Here is a 15,457-nt window from a genome sequence, read left to right on the forward strand (position 1 = left end):
TAACTAGAAAGACTTAAAGATCTTGGTTAGCAAGTAAAAATGATTGCACCAATTTCAGGGCAGTTCGTTCTGTATCCCTTGTAACAATTTCGTACTTGGTTCACCTTTTGGGGTGGTTAATTTTGCAGTTAAGCTCTCTACAGGCGATCGCACTGATTCAGACTGCTTGTTTCAGCTAAGCCAAAACTATAAATCTAGGAATTCGCTGAGACAGTTGACAAAATGCTAGATTATCAATACATTTGTACTAAGTGTTACCTCATCACTCCTTTAGGAGCTGGCCCCCAACGACCTCTGGGGGCTATTTTTTTAGAGATATGTGCTGCTGAATACTCAAAATAGAACTCACTCCATTAAAATAGTAAGCGTGCTAAGTAATGCCACTTGGAGCTGCAATGACCTCTTCCCCTGCCAAGCAAAAGTTACCTAAGGAATGGCAGGAAGTATTGGCTCCCCACGGCTTGGGTTATCGCATCAAGCTACTCTCTCAGCTCTTGAGCCGTAAGTTTCAAGAACGCCTAGAACCTCTGGGACTGACTCCCTTTCACTGGGTAGTGCTGTGTTGTCTTTGGGAAGAAGATGGCTTGGCAACTTCCAGCATCAGCGAGAAACTGCAACAAGTGGGTGGAACTTTAACTGGCGTTCTAGACCGCATGGAAGAGCGAGGGCTAATCCGGCGAGAACGAGACTCTCAGGATCGGCGAATCTGGCGAATTTGGTTGACAGATGCAGGCAAACAGTTGCATGAAGTGTTGCCTCCGATCGCAGTGGAAATTCGCGACAGTGCCTTGGTTGGAATTTCGTCATCAGAGCGCCAGCAGTTCTCAGACTTACTGGACCAAATGATTGCCAATATTTCCTAGATAATGAATATTTTCTAGATAAAACAATGGGCTGAGTGCCAGGACCTCTACCAAATTGGTCCAACAGATTCTGGTCAAAGTTAGATTCAATTCACGCAGCATTTCAGGATATGAGTCTTGTTTGTGATTGGAAGTCTGTTGAAGCGACGGTTGATTTCCACTTGAGTTTGCTGTGAACTGGGCTGTAGGTAGAGTTCTGGCGAACAACCAGTTAGTAGCTTGAGTAAAGCAGTCAGCGTTAGAGACTAGGACAATCAAGCATGAGGCTGGACACCAGAAGACTCAACTCGATCTTTCGAGCTTTAGAGTCAAGAAACTACCGTCTATTTTTTGCAGGTCAGGGTTTGTCTTTAATTGGCACCTGGATGACCCAGACCGCGACAATTTGGCTGGTGTATGACCTGACTAATTCTGCTTTGCTATTGGGGGTCGTGGGTTTTGCTCAACAAATTCCTAACTTTTTGTTGACTCCCTTTGCTGGTGTATTTGTCGATCGCTGGAATCGGCATCGCACGCTGTTGATTACTCAAGTTTTGGCAATGATCCAGTCGCTGGCGTTAGCAACTTTAGCCTTGACTGGCACCATTCAGATTTGGCAGATTATTGCCTTGAGTGTATTTCAAGGGTTTATCAATGCCTTTGATATGCCAACTCGCCAAGCATTTGTAGTAGAGATTGTGGAGAAAAAAGAAAACCTGGGTAACGCGATCGCCTTGAATTCTTCTGTGTTTAGTGGGGCACGGTTGATTGGTCCTGCGATCGCTGGCTTTGTGATTGCCGCCGTAGGCACTGGGGCTTGCTTTCTAATTGATGGCATTAGCTATATCGCTGTAATCACGGGATTGTTGGCGATGCGATTACCAGCCAGATCACTCAAGCTGAAGGCAAGCAAAGAACCTATCTGGCAAAAGCTAACCGAGGGCTTCACCTACGCCTTTGGATTTCCACCTATCCGCTCCCTGTTGTTGCTTATTGCTTTAGTCAGCTTCATGGGCATGCCCTACACTGTTCTAGCCCCTATTTTTGCAACTGAAATTCTACAGGGTGGCCCTCAAACGTTAGGATTTCTCATGGCCGCTTCTGGATTGGGGGCGTTGATGGGAGCCATTTACCTAAGTTCGCGGCAAACCATCATTGGTCTTGGCAAAATCATTGCTACTGCCCCTGCTGTGTTTGGCTTAGCGCTGATTGTTTTTGCTCTGTCTCACGTACTGTGGTTGTCCTTGCTGGCGCTGCTGTTTGTAGGCGCAAGCTTAATTTTACAAGCGACCTCTAGCAATACGATTCTGCAAACGATTGTGGATGAAGATAAGCGAGGTCGTGTAATGAGTTTCTATACCGTTGCCTTCATTAGTATGGTGACGTTTGGCAACTTAGCAGCAGGTAGCTTGGCCAGTCAGATTGGAGCTGCCAATACATTAGTAATTGGTGGGTTGTTCTGTATTCTGGGATCTTTGTTGTTTACCAGACAGCTACCCGCGTTACGAAAATTAGTTCGACCAATTTACCTACGCATGGGTGTGCTTTCTAAAGCTCATTAGCGATCGCGGATTTCTCGGAGGATTTTGGTAGCTAAAATCCTTAAAAATTAAGTACCTGTACTGAAACGCTCAATAAATTAGTTGATTGCATTGATTAAAAACATAAACTTGAGCGATCGCTACTTACGTATTTTCTTAACACTGGTACTTGTGGGTTACACCACTACTGAGAGCATGCGTCAGTACCGTATTTACTATTAAATTTCTTGCTTCTGCTGCATCAAGATAGATGATCTTCAAGCCACTTCTAGCAACCTGAATCGATAGAAAACTGGTTAGTAGTCTGCATAATCTGATTGCAGTATTTTGTTTCAAAATGTTGCTCAATCAGCAATGCAGCAATATTTGAATTTATCCAGCAGTTGATACTGACAGTACACCAGCTAACGATTAGAGCAATTTTTCTAAGTCAGCTCAGATGGGTAAATGGTCAACTTAAAAACTCTTGCTAGGTGCAAAGTTTTAGTAAAGATCTAAAAACTATGATTGCACCCGTCTAGTCTGTGAGTAGTCTAGAACTGGAAGTTAAGCTTTGTATGTCGCAAAGATGAGTGGTAGAACCAATTCTCTAGCGTTACTCTTAGTTCGAGGTAGCAAAGGTATAAGCGATCGCGCTTTTAAGGTCAGGCATCTATCACGACTGTGGAGTTAATGGCAAACATTGACAGGGCTGTTGATGATTTCGGAGCTAGGTCTGTACTCTCTTCATCTAATACAATTTTGTTACTCAAAAATAAAACAGCCCAGTCGGGAACTTCTACTCTCAAGTAGCGTTCTAAATGTATACGGGTATCCAGTTAGACCAGTAAAGCTAAAGGCGCTTAACTTTTGTAATCAGCTTGAGCGAAGCGTTTTTAGAAAAACACGGTTGCTAATACCCTCTAAACCTTGTTTCTTTTTAGACATCTACTGATTCTATTACTTACTCTCTAGCAAGACTCAGCTCAGGATGACTGGACTAAAAATTTTTGGACTTAGTTGAATTCCCTGCTGCTGGAGTCGCGTTTTCTGTCCATTGTTTGTTCACCGTTCAGTGAGGATTCTTCTGTGATTAATCAATCAACCCGGTATGTTGTTTGTTTGGGTCTTTTAGCTGGAAGCTTGGCGATCTCAACGACCGCTCGGGCTGAAATTTCAGTAACTGGCGGTCGGACAAGTGGCGATGCAGCGTTTTTTGTGCCTGATGCCGCAACTACAACCACAACTACAACCACAACAAGCGGCTGTGGTTGTGACCAGACCAGCACTACTTCCGCTACCTCTACTCCCGCTCCCGGTGGCGACACAGTTCTATTCGATGCTAGAACTCGTCAACTGAGATTAGAAACGTCAGCGGGTGTAACGGTTAACTCTCGCTTTACCCCCACTGCTGGTCGTCTAGATGCCACTACGGGTGTGCCCAAGGGCGGTGAAACTGGACAACTTCAAGGTTTGCTCTCTGGTCGTGCTTTTACAGCCACAGGCAACCCAGTATTCTTTCAGAATGTAAAAACAACTCTGGATTTCAAACTCAACTCTTTTGCACCTGACAGTTTGATCGGCGGTACATTGATTACCCCGCTAACAAGTGCGGGTAGCTCCAGTAATACCTCCAGTAATACCTCTAACAACACTTCAACCAATACTTCGACCAATACCTCAACTAATACTTCGACCAACACCTCCAGCAATAGCTCAACAGACAGTTCTGCACCCCCCATCTTCTTGCCTATCACTGGGGTAACTCTGTCTCAAGAGTCCGCTAGTTCGTTCCAAGCGCAAGATGGTCAGCTCTACGTAGGTCAGTTTGAGGCCAATCTCCCTGGTGGTGCGATCGCTCTACCCTCTGACTATCGCTTCACTACCGCTAGTACTCAGCCAAATTTGCCTCCTAGCAATCCCATTGGCAGTGGCGACACCAAATTTAAGTTTGAAGGTAAAGGCAACGGTACAACTACCTTTGTAAGCACTACTGGCACCAACAGCACTGTTGACTTCGATAGTGCTAGCAGCAAGACAGACTTCAAAATTGAGGGCACAAACTTCAAGATCGACGGTCGGAGTGATGGTCCCACAGATTTCAAACTTGGTGGTATCACTAGCACCGGCGTAACTGGCAACATTGCTTTCAAGGGTGACACCCAGTTCAAGATTGAAGGTCAGGGGATTGGTAATACTCAGCTTGATACTGCAACAGGTGAAGTTGGTTACAAGAGCACCAACAGCAACACCAAGTTCAAGATTGAAGTAGGTGCCAACAAGTTAGAAGGCAGCAGTGTTGGTGAAGCAGAAATCAATGTAGGTGGTATTGGCATCAGTTCTACTGGTAGCACCACAACCACTGGTGGCACAACCACAGGTAGCACAACGGGTGGTGCTACAGGTGGTACAACCACAGGCAGTACGACTGGCAGCACAACTACAACAACGGGTGGTGCATCCAGCGGTACAGCTAGCGGCAGCTTCACAGCCCAAACCACTTACATTCAACTCTTCACCGTTGACTCGCTCTCAACTAGCCAAGTTGCATACGTTGTCTCTCCGTCTAACAGTGATGACGACGGTGACGATGATGATGATAACGAGCTTGAGGTCCGCCGTAGTGAACGTAATGAAGGCCGTGGTCGTGGTCGTCGGGTAGCGCGTGGTCGCCAAGGACAGACAACTTATGTCCTCGTTGGTCCTTCCAGCCGTGTCTTCCCCGGTTTGGTTGGTTTGAGACAACTACCACCCGCATCCAGCACCTCTACCAGTACCACTGAAGAATCGACTACCACTGAGTCCACCACTGGTACCACTGACTTTACTACTCCAACAACTGAGTCCACCACTGGTACTACCGAAGAGTCGACCACCACGACTGAGTCCGGTGCAACTGAGTCCACCACAACTGAGTCTGGTGCAGCCGAATCCACCACCACAACTGAGTCCGGTGTAACTGAATCCACCACTACGACTGAGTCTGGTGCAACTGAGGCTACCACAACTGAGTCTAGTGCAACTGAGTCCACCACGACTGAATCCAGCCCAAGTACGACTGATACCACAACCGAGGCTACCCCGACTGAGTCTGGCTCTACCACCCCAACGACCAGCCCTACCACTGGCACGAGTGATGACTCAACAACCATCAACTTCTCTAGCCCAGCGGGTACTGGAACGGTTCAGTTCACTCCTGCTCCCAGCACCAACCCATAGTTGGCAACTCCCCAGTTTATGACCTTGGTTAGCCGTGTAACTAAGGACAGACTAGGAAAGTTCTAAAAAGTTGTGAGGCGATCGCCCTAGGCTAATTCCTGGGGCGATTTTTATTCAAGATTCATCTACAAAGTTTTAAGATGCACTCCAACGGCGATCGCTTGAATCAATCAAGCAACTGCTTGGCTGACAATACCAGACCATTGCACTCGTTTTAAGCCATCACGACGGTAGGAGAAAAAGTGTTCTGGCTGTTGATAGGTGCAGTGGGGGGCGATCGCGACTTGTTCCGGACTAAGGCCAAGCTGTTCTAACTGCAAAGCATTGACTCGCCGCACATCAACTCGGATGCGATCGGGTTCTGCATCAGCAAGTACAGGTGGCTCAGGCAGCGCGTGAAGTTGCTCAATGACGACCTTGGTAGCAGTATCAGCCACTGGAGTAATGGTTGCGCCCAGAACTGCTGCTACATCCAGCGAGACTTGATATACATCTCCGGCGATCGCGGGTCCCATCGCCACTCGGAGATTGTGCAGTTGGCTGCCTTGGGCTTGTAGACGAGCGATCGCTTGCGGCACAATTTTAGCGGCAGTCCCACGCCAGCCTGCATGCACAGCCGCAACCTGACCTGTTGTCGCATCCGCAATTAGTACGGGCGTGCAGTCAGCACTACAGACCCAAACTGCTTGCTCCGCTCGTTCGGTTAGTAAACCATCAGCAGGTGGCAAATCTGGTTCGGGAGCACTCGTGTCATTGCCAGAAGTACGACTGAGTTCAATTTCTGAAGGGGCTAAAACTACGTTGCCGTGTACCTGCCTGACTCTATAAACCTGAGCCTCTGACTGTAAGGCGCTAACTAAATGACTTGGCGTTTGGGGCCAAAAATGTTGCGTAAAAAAGCCATGAGACCATCTCTCTAAAAGGCTACAGGTAAGATAAGGCCGTCCGTCCCAAGTTTGCCAATGCCAAGTGTGCATGAAGAAGGTTCAGAGCTTTACAAAACGAAATCAGTCAAAAAGCAATGAGTCCATGCTAGCCTAAGCGACGATCTCTCCAGACTTTTGCCCGTGGGATTTGAGCATCAACGGTTTGAGCTAGCGCTACAGCAAGTACGCCACCATCTATCTACCGTCTTTCAACCACCCCATATCTCCAATGCTTTGCCCCTGTCGTTGCAGGTATTCGAGACTTTAGCTTCTACGAATCAAACCCTGTGGGAGTTGGTCAGTCAGGGCGCGATCGCGGGTACTGCTGTTTTAGCTTTGCAGCAAGAGTCAGGGCGCGGACAGTGGGGCCGCCAGTGGCAGTCTCCTTTAGGGGGCTTGTACCTCTCGGTCGCGCTCAGTCCTGCTTTACCAGTTGCCAATAGTGCTCAACTGACTTTGTGTAGTGCTTGGGGAATTGCGACAGCGCTACGCAGCTATAACTTACCTGTGCAGTTGAAGTGGCCAAATGATTTAGTGCTCAACGGGCGCAAGTTGGGAGGCATTTTGACTGAAACTCGAATTCGTCAAGGTCAAGTGACCAAAGCCGTGGTGGGCGTCGGTATTAACTGGACGAATCCAGTTCCTCCTACGGGAATCAACTTGGCAGCGGCCTTAGCAGAACAGACGCAACCTGCGATTGATTCCTTAGAAATGTTGGCTGCGATCGCGCTACAAGGAATTGCGTCCGGATATGCAGCTTGGCGACAAGAAGGGATAGAAAACCTCTTGCCTGCTTACCTAAGCTTGTTGACGAGTTTAGGCCGCTCGATTGTGCTTGACGGTGTCACGGGGACTATTGTAGGAGTCTCGGCAAATGGGGAATTACAGATCCGTTCAGCATCCAACAGCCCGTCTTCTAGGGAAATTCTGCTAAAGCCCGGTACAATCAGTCTGGGTTATGATGTCTAGTTCCAAAAACAATCAAAAAAGCGCCCTTAATCTGAAGCTCATCCCCCCGTGGGATGACAGCCGAGGAACAAATTAAGTAAATAAAACGACTGATACTGCTAGCTTGAGCGACTTAAATGCGTAATAAGGGGACTGAAATGAACCAGCAGACTCGTTCTGCCCAACCTACGCTCAAAACCTCCCGTCAGCGTCCGCTTTGGATGCAAAGCCTTGCCTGTCTGGGTGGAATTGGACTTTTGAGTGCAGGGACGCTAGGAGCCCAAACCGCTCCGGTGGATTCTGTTGTAGTACCTGCAATTTCTGAGCCTCAATCAGCGCTGGAAGCCACTCCTATAGAAGCCGCTCCCGTTGATGCTCCTGCTGTAGTCGCTGAGCCAGAACAATTTGCGCCAGAAGCATCAGCAGAATTTGCGCCAGAACTCGCTCCAGAGCCCGCGATCGCAGCGCAAGAAGAGCCTGTTCCTAGTTTGGCTGTCCCAACTCAAGAGGAGCCAATTGCAGCCCCGCCAGCAGCCAATTCACCTGACGCGGTCGCAGCAGGGTCTGAGCCGCCGAACTACAACAACGCTTATATTGACCCGACCCGTTACAACCTGGGAGCCACCGACCCTTACGAGCAGCCTAGCTCGGTAGTCTTATCGGAACGCTCAACAGGGTGTCAAGCGGTTCTATCGGGAGGCCAAGGCTTATCCGGTGGCATTTGTGGCACTGCCCCAGAGCCTGCTTCGGCTCAATCTGCGCCTTGGCGTCCTGGCTCTGTAGAGAATACTTGGGCGAGCACATCAGGTGGCAGTCAAAGCGGCAGTCAATGGGTTGCCGCCTCAAACTCACCAGCAGTGCAGTTAGGCCCAATCAACATCAGTGCTAGAGGGATTGGCATTGGCCAAACGACTGCTTCTGGCCGCTCGTTTTACTACCAGACCGCTCGCCCCACAGGCCGCTTGGGGAATGGCAACCTCAGATTGATCTTCCCCCTGTCACTTCCTGCTCCCATTACTTCCATCTTTGGTTGGCGCATTCACCCGATTAGCGGAGATAGCCGTTTCCATTCTGGTACCGACCTGGGTGCCCCAATGGGAACGCCAGTTGTGGCAGCTTATGCGGGTAAAGTCGCGATCGCAGATTTCCTGGGTGGCTATGGCCTAACCGTGACAATCGATCACAACAAAGGCAAGCAAGAGACCTTATATGCTCACCTTTCGGAGATCTTCGTCAAACCAGGCGAGGTGGTGAAGCAAGGAGCTGTAATCGGTCGGGTTGGCAGCACAGGTAACTCCACTGGCCCCCACTTACACTTTGAATTGCGCCAACAAACGGCGAATGGTTGGGTGACGCTAGATCCTGGTTCACAGCTAGAGCTAGCCGCCGCTGACCTCATTAAGTCTCTACAAACTGCCCAGACAGCCGCTAAGCTAGTTCCTCAACCTCAAGGTTAGGAGCCACACAGCTACATAGCGATCGCTAAAGTAAGGGAGAGCAGTCCCAACTCTCCCTTAACAGTTTTAGGCAGTTTTAGGCGGTGAGTCCGCTTATAAATAGCCGTGTTCGGTCAAGAAGGTGGGAGTAATCACCTCAGAGTTTGGGTGGGTTGACTCCGAATCATTGGATAGCTCGTTATAGCTGGCTGAGTTGAGGGTGTGTTCTAGCGCTTGCCCAGAGCCGAAACGGAGAAACTTTTCTACATACTTGCCCAGAACATCGCCCTCCAAGTTTACCCAACTGTCTGGCTGCAAATAATGCAGATTGGTTTCAGCGTAGGTGTGAGGAATCACGGCCACCTTAAACCAAGTGCCAGTGGTGTTGCACTCCGCTACAGTCAAGCTGACACCGTTGACAGCAATACTGCCTTTCGGCACGATATAGCGGGCGATCGCTGGATCAGCCACCGTAAAACTCATTTCCCAAGAATTACCCGTTTCCTCTGCTGCCTGGAGGCACCCAATCCCATCTACGTGACCTGTCACAAAGTGACCTCCAAGCTTACTGCCCACCCGCAGCGATGCCTCCAGGTTGACGTAACCTGCTTCTAGTTGTTTTTCTAGTGTGGTGCGACGGATGGTTTCGGGGGAAACGGCGGCTAGAAACCCTTGAGGCAAGATTTGTGTAACTGTGAGACAGACTCCATCCACCGCCACACTGTCACCCAGCGCTAAATCTTGCAAAATAAAATGGTAGGTACCAGAGGTACAGGTGACTTGGAGTTCATCTTCTCCCAAGCGTCTGATGGTTCCGAGTGCTTGCACAAGTCCTGTAAACACGGTTTTTAAATCACTCAAAACTGCTGAACTAAACTCTGATCAAAGGAAGCTCTGACTTTGGCTGGCTCTGTGCCTGAGTGACCCGCTGCTTCGCTAGACTTTAGAAACATACTCATGGATTCAGGTCAGGGATCAGGGCATACTGAAGGTCAACCAATCAATTAAGCTTAATGACAACCAAGCTGAACTGTGATTTTGTGCTCCACCTTCTATGGTAGAGATAGCCTGGTTGGATTACTGTAAGTTTATTTATCCCAGTCATACTTTCATACGTCTGAATTGCGTTAACTAAGAGTGTATAGAGAACTAGGTGTATATAGAGGTAATGCGAGCTTGCTTCCAGGTCCAACCAGTCCAAGTGTATTCTCGACTCACAACTCTCTTTGCCAAGGATTGAGGCCAAACCAATGATTGAGATGAAAGTTGCTGGAATTGCGCTGGATGCAGCAACCCGCCACCCAATCGTACTCTTGAGGGATGCTTCTGAGCGTCGGGCTTTGCCAATCTATATTGGTCAGGACCAGGCCAGGGCAATTATCAATGCACTCGAAAACCAAGCGCCACCTCGGCCCCTTACCCACGACTTGATGATTAACATCCTGGAAGAGTGGGATATGGTTTTGGAGCGAATCATTATTCACTCCTTGCAGGACAACACTTTTTACGCGATCTTAACGGTTCGGCAAGGGGAGGTCAAAAAAGAGATTGACGCTCGCCCCAGTGATGCGATCGCCCTGGCTCTGCGGACGAATTGCTCAATTTGGGTGATGGAGGAAGTGGTAGCAGATGCCTCGATCCCAGTCGATCGAGATGCTGATGAAGCCGAGCGGCAGGCCTTCCGGAGTTTTTTAGAAAATCTCCGCCCAGAGGACTTTACTCAACGACGGGAATTCGGCAACGACTCCTAAAAATCTAACTGTAAGCATGCGCTATCGTCGGTTTGGTAAAACTAACCTGTTGCTGTCTGTCTTTTCTCTCGGAACGATGCGCTATTTGGCTTCTGAGGAAATGGCAGCCCAAACAGTCAGCCGAGCGATCGCTTTAGGCATTAACCATCTAGAAACAGCCAAGGGCTACGGTAAGAGCGAGCAGTACTTGGGCTATGCTTTGGCGCAATTGGCGATCCCGCGCTCGCAGCTTTACATCACCACTAAAATTTCTCCCACGCCTGATTCTGCCTCTATGGCTCGGCAGATTGATGAGTCTTTGGCTCGCCTAGGCATAGATTATGTGGATTGCTTGGCAGTACATGGCCTCAACACCGAGGAGCACCTGAGTTGGATTGAGGCGAAAAACGGCTGTATGCAGGCAGTGCAACAGGCTGTTACGGATGGCAGAGTCCGACATGTAGGTTTCTCCACCCACGGGCCGCTAGAGCTGATTCTGGCCGCGATCGCGACTGATTTATTTCAGTTCGTGAGTCTGCACTACTACTACTTTTTTCAGCGCAACGCGCCTGCGGTGGCATTGGCAGCGGCAAAAGACATGGGTGTGTTTATTATCTCGCCTGCTGATAAGGGAGGGCAGCTTTACACCCCGCCGCCGAAGCTGCAAGAGTTATGTGCGCCCTTATCCCCTTTACATTTCAACTATCGGTTTCTGCTTAGTGACTCCCGCATCACTACGCTGAGTGTCGGAGCAGCCAACCCAACTGAGCTAGACTGGCCTTTGAGCATAGCGGACTCTGATGGCACCTTGAACCCTACAGAAACAGAGATTCTGCAACGTCTGCAAGCTCATCAAGCCTCCGTACTAGGGCCAGATCAGTGCAGCCAGTGCTATGCTTGCCTGCCTTGTCCAGAAGCGATTCAGATTCCAGAAGTATTACGGCTACGGAACTTAGCGATCGCCTACGACATGACCAATTTCGGCCAATATCGCTACCGTATGTTTGAAAATGCAGGTCACTGGTTTCCGGGGATGAAAGCAAATCGCTGTAACGACTGTGGCGACTGCTTACCAAAGTGTCCAGAACAACTGAATATTCCTGCTTTGCTTCAAGATGCTCATGAGCGCTTAAATGGCCCAGTGGGTCGGCGGCTTTGGAGCTAATCCAATCCCAGAGTTTGCGGTGAGTGGGATACTAACTCTATCCGAGTTCGTCATTAATTTCGTGAAGTGCTGGGCTGGGAGGCTAGAGCTGTGCAAGCAAGAATTGTGCAAGCCAAAACTGTGCAGATCAAAGGGCAGCGAGGAGTAAAATTACCATTTGGTAGGGCGAGAATAGCGCGATCGCTGGAACTGCTAGGTTTTGCGGGAGCGATCGTAGTAGGTTTGAGCCAACCGCTCCTCGCTCAAGTGCCTTTAGAGCCTATTCCTGACCCTCTAGACACTGAGTTGGTTGAGCAACAGCAAGAAAGTGCGCCATTGCTGACTCCTGGTGCTTGTACCGTAGGTGATGCGGTGATCACTTCCAATACCATTTGCCAGAGCAATATTACAATTCCGAGTTTGTGGTGGCTAGAGGAGCAATATCGGCAACTGAATGGCAAGCTAGTCAACACTTGGTTAGCTTACCCAGAGGCTAGCGGCAGTTCTCGGCGGGTAGATTTAGTGGTGAATCAACAGGTCTGGAGCTTGCTCGATTACTTGGAGCGCTACAAATTTACGGACTGGTTTGGCACAACCGCTAGAGATTACGGCTTTAGCACCAGAGTTTTTAATAGTCAGGGCCGCTTGTTAGCTGCTTATACCTGCGCTTTTTCGCCTGCAAGCCCATCTGCTCAGGCAACACCGACCTGCCGCCTCTTTGTAGATGCTTTAGGGAAAAACGGCTTGGGTAGACCGATTCAGTCATCCCCTTGAGGAAGTTGGGCGCACTGCAAGCCATAAAGCTTGATATTGCTCGATCGCCTTTGCCGATAGGGGGTAGAGAAACTCACTCTTCTCAATCACCGATGGCTCAGGTAGCAAGACTGGCTGCTTCTGTAAAGCGTTGGGTAAAGTGGCGCGATCGCGGCCTACTAATGTTGGCGAAGCAGCTTGGCTCAAAATTGAAAGCTGAATCGCGGTTTGGGGTTGTAAACAGAAATCTAGCCACTGTTCTGACAAACTTAGTTGGCCGTTATTGCTGGCTGCGGTTGGGGTGGCTACCGCAGGACGTACCCAAAGCTCTGACCAAAGCTTTGTGCCTGAGCGCGGAACAACAGCAGCAATTTGGCGATTATTTTTCATCAAGCTTAGAACATCAGTGGACCAACCCACCGCCAGCCAAGTGTCCCCTAAAATCAAGGGTTGCAGATAACTGGTGGAGCTATAGAACTTAACTTGTTGGTGGAGCGCCTGCAATTCTGACCTGAGAGCAGCTACCTTGGTCAAATCTTCTGTGTTGTAAGAATGATTTAATTTCTTCAGCGTTAGGCCAATGACTTCCCTGGGTTGATCTAATAGCGAGATGCGATCGCGCAGTTCAGGTCGCCACAAGTCGCTCCAATCGGTAGGCACAGCCCAGTCTTGCTCAGCAAATTTGTCAGCACGGTAAGCAATCACAGTCGTACCCCAACGGTAGGGCATGCCCCAAACTTGACCCTGCTCCGCCACTTGTCCTTGGCGATCGCGAGTCACGAGCTTTTGCCAAGCAGGGGGCACTTGGGCCCAAGCGGCCACCTGTTGGGGATTGAGAGGTTGAATCAAGTTTTGTTGAATTGCTTGAGCCAACCAATAATCTCCTAGAGTTACCAAATCGGGTACTCCTGTAGCAGCACCTTGCCGATTCCGAGAAACGAATGGCCAGGAGGTCTGGGGTTGGGGCTGCGTGGAGGCTGCTGGACGCTGCCAATTCTGTAGAAGCTGAAACAACTGACCGAGTTGAGGCTCTGGGGCAAAGTCAAGTCGAGCGGGCTGCTGGAGACTCCGACGAAATTTGTCCAAAATCTGTGGTGGAATCGAGCTTTTGAGTAAGCGAACCCTCAAAGCTTCGCGGGCTGAACCGTTACACCCTGCTAGCGCTTGGCTCAGCCCTAAAACGCCAACTCCTTGAAGAAAAGACCGTCGATCCATTGAACTGCTGCGACTCCTACGCCGACTGTTTGTGCTCAACCCCAAAGCCAATTAGATCAATCACGCTCGGAATTTCGTGGGGTTGAGGCCGCTGATACGTCACGATGGTGCGGAGGCGTACGTTTGGTGCAATTAAACGCATTTGATCAACCGCTACAGAACGATTGTAGAACGTTGTCATTTCCAACGTTTGACGAGTGGGCTGATAGGTAAAGCGACCCGCGATCGTACCCGCTTCTGAATAACCTGCATTAGGTAGGTAAAACCCCTGAATAGTTTCTCCTGCTGGTTAGGTCGAGATCTGGGCTGCGATCGGCAACAACGGCGCGTTGCCAGTGGTATTGGAAGCTACAACTAAGCTATCCGCAACAAATAAGGCTTGCAGGCTCATTGCCACGGTTTCTCCAGTCTCGGAGCGAGTATTAAAAGCGATCGCAAATCCTGGCAAATTGTCTTGATCCTCAATCAAAGCTGAGAAGTCATTTTTTGTTGCTTGTGATTGTAATGTTGCGGTCTCAGAGGGAAGCAAAATCTGCTTTTTGTCTGCCGCAGTCAGGGGTTGAACTTGGTATTCCGTATAAGAACGCTCGATCCTACTTTCAGCAACAAAATAGTAAGTTCTCTCAGTTGTCCATGTCCCGGCACAAGCAATGAAAAAGCCCTTAAGGCTCAGCATTTCTTTGCACAATGACGGTTGGACTTCTTTTGAGTAACTCTTTAGCCAATTAGACAGTTAGCTTTAATTAGCAATAAGTAGTACAGAAGTTTAATTAGTTGTTAGGGCTGGCGCTTATTTCATCTAGATAGCAGCATGAGTATACATCCTGAGTCGAGTCGAGAGATTAAGCATGCCACAGAGCTACAACTAGTTTGGCTACGCGCGATCGCCTGAAAACTTGAAAAAGCTGCTCAGATTAGGCCTACTGTAGCTGTTCTAGACGCTGAGACTACCAGGGAGCTGGATAGCAGCTGTTTTTTTGAAGCTGAGATACCTTCCTAAACCTAAGCTTAAGAATCGAGTTTGTTACAGTTTGAATGATTGTGATGGCAACTACCAAAACTCTTGCTGTTCTAGGAGTACAGTCTAGAATTAGGCAGGATTTAGATAAATTCAATAATGAGATTTTGTATTGAGTTTGATTAATTTTTGGAGAGATTAAATGGTTTGATTGTTGGCTCAAATTTATTAAAAAGCTGATGAATTGCTACTTTGTCGAAAGGTTAAATTATTCAGCACTAGTCGTCACATTTGGGAATCCTTTCTTAGGATAAAGAGAATTCATTAGGCTACTAGGGCACCCCATGGATCCAATTCAAGAACAAGTCATTGCCTTAAATACAAAAGTTGATGGACTTCAGAAGCAGATGATTGAGCATTTCAACCATCGACTTTCAGAAGCTGTAGCTGAAATGAAGCTATTGGTGATGCAGGGAGCACCATCGACTCAGCCAGAAGCTCACGGCAGACGCTATCTCTACTCAACTCATAGCAGTCGTGAAATGGGGATGGATCACAAGGATGTATTGACTGATACCAGCTACCCCAGCATGGAAGATCAAAGTAGCGAGCGCGATCTAGCGCCCGAGATCCAAATTCGTCGGCTGACAGTGCAATTGACTGCGGCTTACAATCGCATTGCGGCTCTAGAAGAGCAATTGCTATCTCAGAGAGTTCACTAACGAACGCAATCCTGCAATTCGAGTGCAATTGAGTTCATAACTAG

General features: G+C 48.8%; 14 protein-coding genes. 9 read left to right on the top strand and 5 right to left on the bottom strand.

Features of this window, described 5'->3' with window-relative positions:
- Positions 1–395 precede the first annotated feature (395 nt).
- The 3 genes from H6F72_RS02895 (at position 396) to H6F72_RS02905 (ending at position 5,581) form a co-directional block, all read left to right on the top strand.
- Positions 396–863 carry a MarR family winged helix-turn-helix transcriptional regulator gene (locus tag H6F72_RS02895; protein WP_190431636.1) on the top strand — a complete coding sequence of 156 codons (468 nt, stop codon included), beginning with the start codon at positions 396–398 and terminating at the stop codon, positions 861–863.
- 260 nt (positions 864–1,123) lie between these two features.
- Positions 1,124–2,404 carry an MFS transporter gene (locus tag H6F72_RS02900; RefSeq protein WP_190431639.1) on the top strand — a complete coding sequence of 427 codons (1,281 nt, stop codon included), beginning with the start codon at positions 1,124–1,126 and terminating at the stop codon, positions 2,402–2,404.
- A gap of 1,047 nt (positions 2,405–3,451) precedes the next feature.
- Positions 3,452–5,581, top strand: coding sequence for a hypothetical protein (locus H6F72_RS02905; protein ID WP_190431640.1), 2,130 nt, complete (start codon positions 3,452–3,454; stop codon positions 5,579–5,581).
- 170 nt (positions 5,582–5,751) lie between these two features.
- Here H6F72_RS02905 and pgeF read toward each other — a convergent pair whose 3' ends face one another.
- Positions 5,752–6,558 (bottom strand): peptidoglycan editing factor PgeF, encoded by an 807-nt coding sequence (gene pgeF / locus H6F72_RS02910; protein WP_190431642.1) that lies wholly within the window; start codon positions 6,556–6,558, stop codon positions 5,752–5,754.
- Positions 6,559–6,648: 90 nt separating this feature from the next.
- Between pgeF and H6F72_RS02915 the strand changes: the two genes are divergently transcribed.
- Both H6F72_RS02915 and H6F72_RS30940 read left to right on the top strand, forming a co-directional pair.
- Positions 6,649–7,476: a biotin--[acetyl-CoA-carboxylase] ligase gene (locus tag H6F72_RS02915; RefSeq protein ID WP_190431643.1), complete on the top strand. Its 828-nt coding sequence runs from the start codon at positions 6,649–6,651 to the stop codon at positions 7,474–7,476.
- A 137-nt stretch (positions 7,477–7,613) separates the two neighbouring features.
- The gene (locus H6F72_RS30940; RefSeq protein ID WP_304940943.1) at positions 7,614–8,912 is read left to right on the top strand and encodes a M23 family metallopeptidase; all 1,299 of its coding nucleotides are present in this window, start codon (positions 7,614–7,616) and stop codon (positions 8,910–8,912) included.
- A gap of 93 nt (positions 8,913–9,005) precedes the next feature.
- Here the strand turns inward: H6F72_RS30940 and ribE are convergent, their stop codons facing one another.
- Positions 9,006–9,734 carry a riboflavin synthase gene (ribE, locus tag H6F72_RS02925; protein ID WP_190432016.1) on the bottom strand — a complete coding sequence of 243 codons (729 nt, stop codon included), beginning with the start codon at positions 9,732–9,734 and terminating at the stop codon, positions 9,006–9,008.
- 407 nt (positions 9,735–10,141) lie between these two features.
- Here ribE and H6F72_RS02930 point away from each other — a divergent pair, with 407 nt between their 5' ends.
- The 3 genes from H6F72_RS02930 to H6F72_RS02940 all read left to right on the top strand — a co-directional run bounded on the left by H6F72_RS02930 (position 10,142) and on the right by H6F72_RS02940 (position 12,539).
- A complete protein-coding gene (locus H6F72_RS02930; RefSeq protein WP_190431645.1) occupies positions 10,142–10,642 on the top strand; it encodes a bifunctional nuclease family protein in 501 nt (166 codons plus the stop codon).
- A gap of 16 nt (positions 10,643–10,658) precedes the next feature.
- Positions 10,659–11,786: an aldo/keto reductase gene (locus tag H6F72_RS02935; protein ID WP_190431646.1), complete on the top strand. Its 1,128-nt coding sequence runs from the start codon at positions 10,659–10,661 to the stop codon at positions 11,784–11,786.
- Between the two features lie 90 nt (positions 11,787–11,876).
- Complete coding sequence (locus H6F72_RS02940) at positions 11,877–12,539, top strand: hypothetical protein (protein ID WP_190431648.1); 663 nt, start codon at positions 11,877–11,879, stop codon at positions 12,537–12,539.
- Here the strand turns inward: H6F72_RS02940 and H6F72_RS02945 are convergent.
- From H6F72_RS02945 to H6F72_RS31020, 3 genes are read right to left on the bottom strand one after another with little or no spacing between them, the layout of a single operon-like run.
- Positions 12,528–13,733: an extracellular solute-binding protein gene (locus H6F72_RS02945; RefSeq protein WP_190431651.1), complete on the bottom strand. Its 1,206-nt coding sequence runs from the start codon at positions 13,731–13,733 to the stop codon at positions 12,528–12,530. The genes H6F72_RS02940 and H6F72_RS02945 overlap by 12 nt on opposite strands.
- Before the next feature lie 16 nt (positions 13,734–13,749).
- On the bottom strand, positions 13,750–14,007 hold the full coding sequence (locus H6F72_RS31015) for a phycobiliprotein lyase (RefSeq protein WP_348252021.1): 258 nt from the start codon (positions 14,005–14,007) through the stop codon (positions 13,750–13,752).
- A 15-nt stretch (positions 14,008–14,022) separates the two neighbouring features.
- Positions 14,023–14,409, bottom strand: coding sequence for a phycobiliprotein lyase (locus H6F72_RS31020; RefSeq protein WP_348252009.1), 387 nt, complete (start codon positions 14,407–14,409; stop codon positions 14,023–14,025).
- Positions 14,410–15,035: 626 nt separating this feature from the next.
- Here H6F72_RS31020 and H6F72_RS02955 point away from each other — a divergent pair.
- Positions 15,036–15,413 carry a hypothetical protein gene (locus tag H6F72_RS02955; RefSeq protein ID WP_190431653.1) on the top strand — a complete coding sequence of 126 codons (378 nt, stop codon included), beginning with the start codon at positions 15,036–15,038 and terminating at the stop codon, positions 15,411–15,413.
- The last annotated feature ends 44 nt before the right edge of the window (positions 15,414–15,457 follow it).

Source organism: Trichocoleus sp. FACHB-46, assembly GCF_014695385.1.
Taxonomy (GTDB): domain Bacteria; phylum Cyanobacteriota; class Cyanobacteriia; order FACHB-46; family FACHB-46; genus Trichocoleus.

Coding starts and splice junctions, on each gene's coding strand:
- H6F72_RS02895 (WP_190431636.1), top strand. CDS start 396: ATGACCTCTTCCCCTGCCAAGCAAAAGTTACCTAAGGAATGGCAGGAA.
- H6F72_RS02900 (WP_190431639.1), top strand. CDS start 1,124: ATGAGGCTGGACACCAGAAGACTCAACTCGATCTTTCGAGCTTTAGAG.
- pgeF (WP_190431642.1), bottom strand. CDS start 6,558: ATGCACACTTGGCATTGGCAAACTTGGGACGGACGGCCTTATCTTACC.
- H6F72_RS30940 (WP_304940943.1), top strand. CDS start 7,614: ATGAACCAGCAGACTCGTTCTGCCCAACCTACGCTCAAAACCTCCCGT.
- H6F72_RS02930 (WP_190431645.1), top strand. CDS start 10,142: ATGATTGAGATGAAAGTTGCTGGAATTGCGCTGGATGCAGCAACCCGC.
- H6F72_RS02935 (WP_190431646.1), top strand. CDS start 10,659: ATGCGCTATCGTCGGTTTGGTAAAACTAACCTGTTGCTGTCTGTCTTT.
- H6F72_RS02945 (WP_190431651.1), bottom strand. CDS start 13,733: ATGGATCGACGGTCTTTTCTTCAAGGAGTTGGCGTTTTAGGGCTGAGC.
- H6F72_RS31020 (WP_348252009.1), bottom strand. CDS start 14,409: ATGCTGAGCCTTAAGGGCTTTTTCATTGCTTGTGCCGGGACATGGACA.
- H6F72_RS02955 (WP_190431653.1), top strand. CDS start 15,036: ATGGATCCAATTCAAGAACAAGTCATTGCCTTAAATACAAAAGTTGAT.